The following is a 9,500-nucleotide window of genomic DNA, read 5'->3' as shown; positions in this document are numbered from 1 at the left end:
CTGTTGCTGGGCGGGTGTGTGAGGTGGGTGTCGGATCCGGTGCCGTGACCTCGGAACGACATCGTCGGCCTGGAGGTCTCGCACGTTCTCGAGGGTCGGGATGCCGGCGCCTGGCTTGGCGACGAGGGCTGCGTCGGCGGCGGAGTCCTGACCCCTATCAGAAGACCCGGAGACCGGGAGCGACCCGACCGGGAACGGGAGTTCAACCGGCACCACGACTGCACCCGTGTCGTGGTCGAACGCGCCGTCGCCCAACACGAAACCCGGCGCGTTCCCCACACCGACCACCGGCGCCCCATCGACACCTTCGCCGACACCAGTTCCGCGGTCATCGGCCTCTACTTCTCCGCCGCTGAATAACCCTCTGTGGACTGCTCGACGGGCGACCAGCGGCATCCCGATCGGCCGCCCCGCTCGCCGTCGCGATCCGGCGATGATCAACCCGACGCCTCCGGCCCCCACTATCCATTCTAGCGGCGAGGGCCGACAAAACCTGGTGGAGATGATCAAGCCTGTGGACGACTTGCCGGGGGTAGCCGGGGGTGGGATGGTGCCTGGGAGGAGCCGTGTCGGTGACCGTCCCTAGTGGACTACTCGGTCGTGCGCCAGGCGTTGTCGTAGCGTTCTTGGCGTAGGCGGTCGCGGTCGGCTGTGCGGGCTTTTCGCGCCTCCGCCGCCGCGCCGTGGGGGTGGCCGTAGCGGGTCATTCGGTACTCGGTGCTCTCGATTGCGTACGACAGCATGAAGTACACGCCGACGACCAAGCCCAGGGCGCCGCAGGCCAGGGCTAGGCCCACGGGGGCGTCCAAGCCCAGGAGTAGGCCCAGGGTGATCGCGGTGGTCAGGAGGACCATGCGGAGGAGGGTGCGTAGGGCGAACCAGGCCAGCCAAGACGGGCGGGCGGCGTCGGCTAGGACCCAGGCGTGGTAGGACATGGGGACGCGGCCGCCCAAGAGGTACCAGGCGCGGAGGTGGAGGGGTGGCTTGGTCACGGCTGTCCCTTCTTCTGGTCCGCGGCGGCGATCACCCGGGTCAGCGACTCGTGGAGGCGGCGGAGTTCGTCTAGGTCCATGCCCAGTTTGGCGACCACGGCGGGCGGGATCTGCAAGGCCTGCTCGCGCAGCGCGGCGCCCTCGGGGGTCAGGGTGACGGCCAACTGGCGTTCGTCCGCCTCCGACCGGGCGCGCCGGAGGTAGCCGATGGACTCCAGGCGCTTGAGCAAGGGGGAGAGGGTGCCGGGGTCGAGCACCAGCATCGCGCTCAACTCCTTCACCGACAGCGGGGTCCGGCCCCACAGCGCGAGCATCACCAGGTACTGCGGGTGCGTCAGCCCCATCGGCTCCAGCAGCGGCCGGTAGATCCCGATCACCGACCGGGACGCGATGGAGAGCGCGAAGCAGACCTGCCGCTCCAGCGCCAGGGGGTCCTCTTCGATACTTGGTGTGCTAATCATTTGTACCCCATGTTAGCCGGGGTGCGGTCCGGGACCAAGGTGGGCCGGGGCACAAAAAATGGGGCGGCCCCGAAGGGCCGCCCCACCGCGAGCGCGGGAGGTCAGATCTTGCCGAGGACCTCGTCCAGCTTGTCCAGCACGCGCGTGGCGTCGCCGTAGTCGATGATGTTGTACTCGCCGTCGTAGACCTTGCCCGCCTTGACGGCGTTGAGCGAGGTGTAGAGCGGGTTCTGCTTGAGCTTGTCGCCCGCGCCCGGGGCGGTGACCGGCGGGCCGAGGTCGTCGAAGAGCAGCACGTCGGCGCCGTTGAGCTGGTTGAGCTGCTCGATCGAGAACTGCGCCACGTTGCCGTCGGCGACCTTCGTGGTGGCCTCGTCGAAGGTGATGCCCAGGTCGGCCAGGGCGGTGGACGGGCCGCCGACCTTGTCGTAGAGGTACCAGCCGGAGCCGTCGTAGGTGCCCAGCGTGGCCCACTTCTTGCCGGCGATCTTGTCCTTGTGCTTGTCCTTGAGCTCGGTCACCCGCGCCTGGTACTTCTGCTCCAGCTCGGCGACCTGGTCGGCCTTGCCGATCGCCTCGGCCACGGCCTTGACCTGCGGCTTCCAGCCCGGCTGGTCGCCGACGGCCGGGATCAGCACGGTCGGGTACCGGTCCTTGAGCTTGGCGTACTCCGCCTCCTGGTAGTCCCCGGCCAGGATCAGGTCCGGGTCCAGTTCGGCGATCTTGTCGTAGTTGACCTCACCGGCGTCGTTGCCGATGATCGTCAGCTGCTTGAACGGCTCGCCGTCCTTGGCCGCGGTCAGGTCGATCGCGCCCGCGAGGTTCGCCTTGAGGTCGAGCAGGATGTACGGGATCTGGAAGTCGATCGCGACGATCTTCTTGGGCTCACCGGGGACCTCGACCGGCCCCTTCGGCGTCTGCACCGTCCGCTTGGCGGGCGCCGCCGCGGGCGCGCCGGACTGGCCGCCGGGGGTCGACGCGGCGTCGCCGGACGACCCGCACGCGGCGGCGCCGAAGGCGAGCACCGCCGCCGTGGCGAGCGCGGCGAGCCTGCCGACCGGGTGGGCTGTCGCTCTCATGTGGCTACTCCAAGTGAATTCTTGCTTCGCCCAGTCGGGCGAACATGACGCGAAGGTTAGGTGAGGCTATCCTATTTTGACAACGCGTCTGCCATCACAAGAGAGGCACGGCAACCATGACCGCATACCGCGCGACAGTCCTGCGCACCGCCGCGGTCACCCCGCTCATGCTGCGGGTGACCCTGGGCGGCGAAGCGCTGCGCGACTACTCCGGCAGCGGTCTGCCCGATGAGTCCTGCCGGGTGGTGTTCGGTCCGGACGTGACCCGAAACTACACGATCCGCCGCCGCGACCCGGTGCGCGCGGAGATCGATATCGACTTCGTCCTGCACGAAGGCGGCGTGGCCGCGCCGTGGGCGCGAGCCGCGCGCCCCGGCGACGAGATCACCATCAGCGGTTCCCCGGCGGGCAAGTACATCGCCGCGCCGGACGTCCCCTGGCGACTGCTCGCGGGCGACGCGACCGCGCTGCCCGCGATCGGCCGGATCGTCGAGGAACTCCCGGCGGGCGCGCGGGCGCACGTGGTGTGCGTTGTGGACAATCCCGATGAGCGTCAGGAACAACTCGCCACCCAGGGTGACGTGACCTACGAATGGGTGTACGCGGACGCGCGTGAGGCAGGTGACGCGTTGCGCCGCTTGGTCGTCGACCGCACCCTCCCGGAAGGGCCCGGCTACACCTGGGTCGCGGGCGAGGCCTCGGCCACCCGCGACATCCGCCGCCACTTCCGCTTCACCCTCGGCCACACCGCCGACCGCTACGACACCATCGGCTACTGGCGCCTCGACGCGGAGCGCTGGGAGAAGCGCTACCGCGAGGTCGCCGCGCTCATCGACCCCAAGATCGAGGCCGCCGACTCGCTACCGGACGACGAGCTGTACTTCGACGCCGTGGACGAGATCTACGCGGAGGTCGGCCTGTGAGCCGCCTGCGCGCCGAGGACCTGACCCTCGCCTACGACAACCGCGTCGTCGCCGAAGACCTCGGTGTGGCCGTCCCGGACGGCTCGTTCACCGTGATCGTCGGCCCCAACGCGTGCGGGAAGTCCACGCTGCTCAAGGCGTTCGCCCGGGTGCTGCGCCCGACCAAGGGCGCCGTCTACCTCGACGGCGGGGTCATCGCCTCCTACCGCTCCAAGGAGGTCGCGCGCAGGCTCGGGCTGCTGCCGCAGACCTCCATCGCGCCCAGCGGGATCACCGTCGGCGACCTCGTCGCCCGCGGCCGGTACCCGCACCAGGGCCTGCTGCGCCAGTGGTCGGCCGACGACGAGGCCGTGGTCACCGAGGTCATGGGCCGCACCGGGGTCGCGGACCTGGCGGGCAGGCTGGTCGACGAGCTCTCCGGCGGCCAGCGGCAGCGGGTGTGGCTGGCCATGGTGCTGGCCCAGCGCACCGAGCTGCTGCTGCTCGACGAGCCGACGACGTTCCTCGACATCGCCCACCAGGTCGAGGTGCTGGACCTGTGCGCGGAGCTGCACGAGCGCGACGGGTACACCCTCGTGGCGGTGTTGCACGACCTCAACCAGGCCTGCCGCTACGCCACGCACATGATCGCGCTGCGGCCGGGTGGCGTGATCGCCGCGCAGGGCCACCCGGGGGACATCGTCACCGCCGAGCTGGTCGAGGACGTGTTCGGCCTGCGCTGCCGGATCGTGCCGGACCCGGAAACCGGGACGCCCATGGTGGTCCCGCTCGCCCGGGTCGTCAACCGCGCCGATCAGCCGGTGTCCACCTAGGACGCTTAACCGATCACGGGCGGAATGGGAAGGGGACGAATGACACACCCGCGCCCGAAAAAGGTAAGTTAGGCTAACCTAAATGACGCTCGCAAGAGCGGCACGGGGTTTCGTCCGCGTACCACCGCGCGTGGGAGTCAGCCGTCGGGGAGCATCCGGATGGCCAGGTTTGCCGGCAGGGTCGCCCTGGTGACCGGGGCGGGGCAGGGCATCGGCGCCGCCGTGGTCGCCGCGCTCGCGGGGGAGGGCGCCGCGGTCGCCGCCGTCGACCTCGACCAGGTCCGGGTCGAGGCCGTGGCCGCCGAGCACCGGGCCCAGCGCAGGCAGGTCAGCGCCTTCCCGGCCGACGTCTCCTACTCCGCCGCCGTCGACCAGGTCGTCGAACGGGTCGAGGACGAACTGGGACCGATCGACGTCCTGGTCAACGTCGCGGGCGTCCTGCGCCCGGGTGCGGTCGTGAAGTCCACCAACGAGGACTGGTTGTCCACCTTCGCCGTCAACTCCGACGGTGTCTTCTTCACCTCCCGTGCCGTGGCCCGCCGCATGGTCCCCCGGGCCGCGGGCGTGATCGTCACCGTGGGCTCCAACGCGGTCGGCGTGCCGCGCGTGGAGATGGCCGCCTACGCCGCCTCCAAGGCCGCCGCCACCATGTTCACCCGCTGCCTCGGCCTGGAACTGGCCGAGCACGGCATCCGCTGCAACGTCGTCTCCCCGGGCTCCACCGACACCGCCATGCAGCGCGCGCTGTGGACCGGCGAGGGCGCGCGCCGGGTCATCGAGGGCTCCCCGGAGAGCTACCGGGTGGGCATCCCGCTCGGCCGCGTCGCCGACGCCGCCGACATCGCCGACGCGGTGCTGTTCCTCGCCTCCGACCAGGCGCGGCACATCACCATGCAGAACCTGTACGTCGACGGCGGCGCCACCCTGGTCGGCTGACCGCCGCCGATCGCCGCCCGAATCCCGCCCCGAGACCCGGAACGAACGGAGCAGCCTGTGCCTGTCCTGGGAGCACTCCCCGCCGAGGCCCCGTCGGCCGACCTGCCCGCCGACTACCGCGAGGGCGCGTTCCTGTTCACCTCACCGGCCGGGGTGCTGCTCGCCGAGGGGGAGCGCGCCGTGCTCACCTCGCCCGCCGAGGTGCCCGCGGCGCTGTGCGACAGCGAGGCCGAGATCGTCGTCGGCGCCGTGCCGTTCGACCCGGCCGCGCCGAGCAGGCTCGTGGTGCCCGAGACCGTGCGCCGCGGCGGGCCGCTACCGGCCGTGCCGCGCCCGCGCCCGGCCGTGGCGGCGCGCTGGCTGGCCCAGCACACCGACGCCGAGGCCTACCGCGCCGGCGTGCGGCGGGCGTTGGAGCTGTTCGATTCCGGGGACCTGCGCAAGGTCGTGCTCGCCCGCAGGCTCGACCTGGTGGCCGCCGAGCCGATCGCGGTCCGCGACCTGGTCCGCGCGCTGGCCGCGCGCGACCCGCGCGGGCACACCTTCGCCGTCGACCTCGGCGACCGCACGCTCCTGGGCACCAGCCCCGAACTGCTGGTCCGCCGCTCCGGTCGGCTCGTGCTGTCCAACCCGCTGGCCGGTTCGCGGCCGCGCTCCGACGACCCCGTGCACGACGGCCGCAACGCCACGGCGCTGCTGGGCTCTGCCAAGGACCGGCGCGAGCACCGGGTCGTGGTGGCCGCCGTCGCCGACGCGCTGGCCCCGTTCTGCCGCGAGCTGACCGTGCCCGACGAGCCGGAACTGCTGCCCACGCGCACGATGTGGCACCTGTCGACCCGGGTTTCCGGCGTGTTGGCCGACCCGGACACGTCCGCGCTTGACCTGGCCGCCGCGCTGCACCCGACCCCGGCCGTGTGCGGCACGCCGACGGCGGACGCGCGGCGGGTCATCGGCGCGCTGGAGCCCTTCGACCGCGGCTTCTACACCGGTGTGGTCGGCTGGTCCGACGCGACCGGCGACGGCGAGTGGATCATCGCCCTGCGCTGCGGCGAGGCCCGCGGCGCCACGCTGCGGCTGTTCGCGGGCGCGGGCCTGGTCCCCGGCTCCGACCCGGACGAGGAACTGGCCGAGACCGGCGCCAAGCTGCGCACCTTCCTCGACGCGCTGGGCGTGGAGGAGTCGGCGTGAGCGTGCCGTTCCCCGAGGAGTTCGCCCGCCGCTACCGGGAACTCGGGTACTGGACCGGCGAGACCTTCGGCTCGTTCCTGGCCGACCGCGCGGCCCGGTACGCGGACTCCGTCGCGGTGGTGGATGACCGGCACCGGTGGACGTACCGGGAGTTGGACGAGCGCGCTTCCCTCATGGCACAAGGGTTTCGCGATCGCGGCATCGCGCCAGGGGAACGGGTCGTCGTGCAGCTGCCGAATGTGGCGGAGTTCGTGTCCGTCGTGTTCGGACTGTTCCGCGCGGGTGCGGTACCGGTGTTCGCGTTGCCGCCGCACCGGTTCGCCGAGGTTTCCTACTTCTGCCGGCACTCTGCGGCCGTCGCGTACGTCATCGCGGACAAGGCGGCCGGGTTCGACTACCGCGTGCTCGCCGACGAGGTCCGTGCCGCGGCACCGACTGTGCGGGAAGTGTTCGTGCTGGGCGACCCCGGCGCGCACACCTCGCTGGAGGACGTACCCGCCGCACCTCCAGGCGAGTTCCCCGAGGTCGACCCGGGTGGGTTGGCGTTCTTGCAGTTGTCCGGCGGCAGCACGGGTGTGCCGAAGCTGATCCCCCGGACGCACGACGACTACCTCTACAGCGTCCGGGAGAGCGCGGACATCTGCGGCCTCGGCCCGGACTCGGTCTACCTGGTGGCGCTGCCCGTCGCGCACAACTTCCCGATGAGCTCGGCGGGCATCCTGGGCGCCTTCCACGCCGGGGCCCGGATCGTGCTCGCGCCCGCGCCCAGCCCGGATGTGGTGTTCCCGCTGATCGAGCGGGAGGGCGTGACGATCACCGGCGTCGTGCCGCCGATCGCGTTGGTGTGGCTGGATTCCGCGCCCAAGCGGTCGGAGGACCTGTCGAGCCTGCGGTTGCTCCAGGTCGGCGGCGCGAAGTTCGCCGAGGAGTCGGCTCGGCGGGTGCGGCCCGAGTTGGGCTGCGGGTTGCAGCAGGTGTTCGGGATGGCCGAGGGACTGGTCAACTACACCCGGTTCGACGACGACGAGGACACGGTCGCGATCTCCCAGGGGCGGCCGATCTCCCCGGACGACGAACTGCTCGTGGTCGACGCCGACGACAACCCCGTGCCCGAGGGCGAGATCGGGCACCTGCTGACGCGCGGACCGTACACGATCCGCGGGTACTACCGCGCGGAGGAGCACAACGCGCAGGCGTTCACCCCCGATGGCTTCTACCGCACCGGTGACCTCGTGCGGCTGCTGCCGTCCGGGCACGTCGTGGTCGAGGGGCGCGCGAAGGACCAGATCAACCGGGGCGGGGAGAAGGTGGCCGCCGAGGAGGTGGAGAACCACCTCCTCGCGCACCCGGGCGTGCACGACGCGGCCGTGGTCGCCGTGCCGGACGCGTTCCTGGGGGAGCGGACGTGCGCCTTCGTCGTGACGGTCGGCGACCAACCCCCGACCGGCCCGCAGCTGCGCGCTTTCCTGCGCGGGCGCGGCCTGGCCGCGTACAAGATCCCCGACCGGGTGGAGTTCGTGCCCGAGTTCCCCCACACCGGCGTCGGCAAAACCAGCCGCCGGGACCTGCGCGCGGCCTTCACCGCGCGCTTAGCAGCTGAGCGGAAAGGCTGAGCCATGGGGCTGCCGACGATCGCGCCGTACCCGATGCCCGCGGAATCCGAGCTGCCGAAGAACCGGGTCGAGTGGGTGCCCGACCCCGACCGCGCGGTGCTGCTGGTGCACGACATGCAGAACCACTTCCTCCGCGCCTTCGACACCACGGCGTCCCCGGTCGTGGACCTGGTGCTCAACATCGCCGCCCTGCGCGAGGTGTGCCGGATGCTGGGGGTGCCGGTGGTGTTCTCCGCGCAGCCCGGCGGGCAGCGACCGGACGAGCGCGGGCTGCAACTGGACATGTGGGGCAACGGCATCGGCCAGGACCCGGCGGACGCCGAGATCGTCGCGGGCCTGGCCCCGGGCGGCAGCGACATCCTGATGACGAAGTGGCGCTACAACGCCTTCCACCGCACGGAACTGGCGGACGTGATGGCGGAACACCGACGCGACCAGCTGATCGTCACCGGCATCTACGCCCACATCGGCTGCCTGATGACCACCGCGGACGCGTTCATGCGGGACGTGCAGGCGTTCCTGGTCGCCGACGCGGTCGCCGACTTCTCCGCCGAGGACCACGCCATGGCCCTGCGCTACGCCGCCACCCGGTGCGGCACCACCGTCACCACGACCCGCTTGATCGAACAGCTCACCGGAGGCCGCAAGTGACCACAACGGACCAGGTCCGCGCCCAGATCGCGGAGCTGCTGGAGATCCCGGCGAGCGAGATCGCCGACGACGACAACCTCCTCGACCACGGCCTCGACTCGATCCGCGTCATGACCCTGATCGAGACCTGGCGCGACCACGGCACCGAACTCGCCTTCGCCGACCTGGCCGAAACCCCCACCGTCACCGCCTGGACCACCCTCCTCCAGCGGTAACCGCTTGTCGTGAGTGGACGGGTCGAGCACCATATCCCGGTATGTCCGTGCCTACCCCGCTCCAGGTCGCTGCGTGGCTCCGGCTCCGCATGATCCGGTCTGAGTCGATTCCGATGGCGGCTGCCCACTGGCTGGTCGACGGCCACGACGGGGAAGCCCTGCGCGCACTGGCCGGGCTCGGCGCGCACGACTTCTACGAGATCGGCGAGGTGCTCACCGACGCGCTCGCCGAGTGCGGAGTGTCCGTTCCGGACTCCGACGACGAGGCGCTGCACGTGGAGTACCTGCGGATCGCGATCGCGTTCCAGCGCGGGGAGCTGACGGTGGCCGAGGTGGTGGGCGGGGTCCGTGAAGCCAACTGGGCCACCTACGAGGGCGGGGACCTGCTCATGACCGCCATCCACCACGACAGCCTGCTCTGGCACGCGGTGTGGGAACCGACCGAGGAGTACAAGGCCGACCTGGTGCGGACGGCGTGCGCGGAGGAACTCGCCTACACCTGGGAGCCGGTCGACGCCGAGGGGCCGGTCGATACCGAGGAATCGGTCGACGTGGACGAGCCCGCGCCCGCCCGTGGCGCGCCAGGGTGGTTCGCCGCGTTCCGCCGCCGCTGGGGGAGGCGGTAATTCG

The 9,500-nt window shown here is 71.3% G+C and carries 12 protein-coding genes; 8 read left to right on the top strand and 4 right to left on the bottom strand.

The window, feature by feature from the left end; genetic code table 11:
* The 4 genes from CLV40_RS39180 to CLV40_RS34305 form a co-directional block, all read right to left on the bottom strand.
* Window positions 1-396 (bottom strand): hypothetical protein (locus CLV40_RS39180; RefSeq protein ID WP_219824194.1); only part of this gene is annotated, 396 nt, incomplete at its 3' end.
* A gap of 194 nt (window positions 397-590) precedes the next feature.
* Window positions 591-992 carry a DUF5313 family protein gene (locus tag CLV40_RS34315; protein ID WP_104483192.1) on the bottom strand — a complete coding sequence of 134 codons (402 nt, stop codon included), beginning with the start codon at window positions 990-992 and terminating at the stop codon, window positions 591-593.
* Window positions 989-1,453, bottom strand: coding sequence for a MarR family winged helix-turn-helix transcriptional regulator (locus CLV40_RS34310; RefSeq protein ID WP_104483191.1), 465 nt, complete (start codon window positions 1,451-1,453; stop codon window positions 989-991). Before CLV40_RS34310 ends, CLV40_RS34315 begins: the two co-directional genes overlap by 4 nt.
* A gap of 101 nt (window positions 1,454-1,554) precedes the next feature.
* Entirely contained in the window at window positions 1,555-2,532 is a 978-nt protein-coding gene (locus CLV40_RS34305; RefSeq protein ID WP_104483190.1) for an ABC transporter substrate-binding protein, read from the bottom strand.
* 116 nt (window positions 2,533-2,648) lie between these two features.
* Between CLV40_RS34305 and CLV40_RS34300 the strand changes: the two genes are divergently transcribed.
* The 8 genes from CLV40_RS34300 (at window position 2,649) to CLV40_RS34270 (ending at window position 9,496) form a co-directional block, all read left to right on the top strand.
* Window positions 2,649-3,455, top strand: a complete 807-nt coding sequence (locus tag CLV40_RS34300) for a siderophore-interacting protein (protein WP_104483189.1) — start codon at window positions 2,649-2,651, stop codon at window positions 3,453-3,455.
* Entirely contained in the window at window positions 3,452-4,267 is an 816-nt protein-coding gene (locus CLV40_RS34295; protein WP_104483188.1) for an ABC transporter ATP-binding protein, read from the top strand. Before CLV40_RS34300 ends, CLV40_RS34295 begins: the two co-directional genes overlap by 4 nt.
* A 159-nt stretch (window positions 4,268-4,426) precedes the next feature.
* Complete coding sequence (locus tag CLV40_RS34290; RefSeq protein ID WP_104483187.1) at window positions 4,427-5,203, top strand: 2,3-dihydro-2,3-dihydroxybenzoate dehydrogenase; 777 nt, start codon at window positions 4,427-4,429, stop codon at window positions 5,201-5,203.
* 57 nt (window positions 5,204-5,260) lie between these two features.
* Entirely contained in the window at window positions 5,261-6,391 is a 1,131-nt protein-coding gene (locus CLV40_RS34285; RefSeq protein ID WP_104483186.1) for an isochorismate synthase, read from the top strand.
* Entirely contained in the window at window positions 6,388-8,004 is a 1,617-nt protein-coding gene (locus tag CLV40_RS34280) for a (2,3-dihydroxybenzoyl)adenylate synthase (protein WP_104483185.1), read from the top strand. Before CLV40_RS34285 ends, CLV40_RS34280 begins: the two co-directional genes overlap by 4 nt.
* 3 nt (window positions 8,005-8,007) lie before the next feature.
* Window positions 8,008-8,655, top strand: a complete 648-nt coding sequence (locus CLV40_RS34275; RefSeq protein ID WP_181043922.1) for an isochorismatase family protein — start codon at window positions 8,008-8,010, stop codon at window positions 8,653-8,655.
* Complete coding sequence (locus CLV40_RS38600; protein WP_181043921.1) at window positions 8,652-8,870, top strand: phosphopantetheine-binding protein; 219 nt, start codon at window positions 8,652-8,654, stop codon at window positions 8,868-8,870. The genes CLV40_RS34275 and CLV40_RS38600 overlap by 4 nt, the downstream gene beginning before the upstream one ends.
* A gap of 113 nt (window positions 8,871-8,983) precedes the next feature.
* A complete protein-coding gene (locus CLV40_RS34270; RefSeq protein WP_104483184.1) occupies window positions 8,984-9,496 on the top strand; it encodes a hypothetical protein in 513 nt (170 codons plus the stop codon).
* Window positions 9,497-9,500 lie beyond the last annotated feature (4 nt).

The sequence above is a fragment of the Actinokineospora auranticolor genome, assembly GCF_002934265.1.
Lineage (GTDB): Bacteria > Actinomycetota > Actinomycetes > Mycobacteriales > Pseudonocardiaceae > Actinokineospora > Actinokineospora auranticolor.
Note: the sequence above shows the minus strand (reverse complement) of the source record. Positions and strands in the feature narration are given on the sequence as shown.